Origin of the sequence: Mesorhizobium sp. M4A.F.Ca.ET.090.04.2.1, assembly GCF_003999085.1 — a bacterium.
In the GTDB taxonomy this organism is placed as follows: domain Bacteria; phylum Pseudomonadota; class Alphaproteobacteria; order Rhizobiales; family Rhizobiaceae; genus Mesorhizobium.
This window is the reverse complement of the sequence record NZ_RZOT01001003.1, coordinates 1-589: the sequence shown is the minus strand read 5'-3', so window position 1 is coordinate 589 and position 589 is coordinate 1. Positions and strand designations below refer to the sequence as shown.

1 pseudogene is annotated in these 589 nt (G+C 67.6%); it reads right to left on the bottom strand.

Annotated elements, in window-relative coordinates:
- Positions 1-589, bottom strand: a pseudogene (locus EN781_RS33740) (Ppx/GppA family phosphatase); the annotation flags it as partial.

Below are 589 nucleotides of genomic sequence, written 5' to 3'. Positions count from 1 at the left end.
CGAGCCGGTCGCGTCCATCGAAGGACTTCAGCCGCGCCGCCACGTCCTCGACCATTGCGGCGAAGGTCTTGCGCGTCACCGTGCGGCCGCCGAAGCGCTCGGCCAGCGAAACGACGCCGACGGGCAACGATGTCCAGGAGACGATGTGGTTGGCGAGCCGCGGCGAGCGATGGCCGGTAAGGTCGATCAGCGCAATCTCGGAGGAGCCGCCGCCGATATCGAACAGCACCACGCCCTGCGTGTCACGCTCGACCAGCGAGCCGCAGCCCGATACCGCCAGCCTGGCCTCGGTCTGGCGGTCGATGATCTCCAGCTTCAGCCCCGACTCGCGCTCGACACGATCGAGGAACTCGACACCGTTTTCGGCCGCGCGGCAGGCTTCCGTCGCGATCAGCCGCGCCTTCCTGATCTTGCGGTTGCGCAATTTCTCGCCGCACACCTTGAGCGCCTCGACGGCGCGGTCCATCGCCGCCTGACCAAGCCGACCGGTTGCGGTCAGCCCCTCGCCCAGCCTGACGATGCGCGAGAAAGCGTCGATGACGCGGAATTGGCCATGACGTCCAGGCACCGCGACCAGCAACCGGCAATT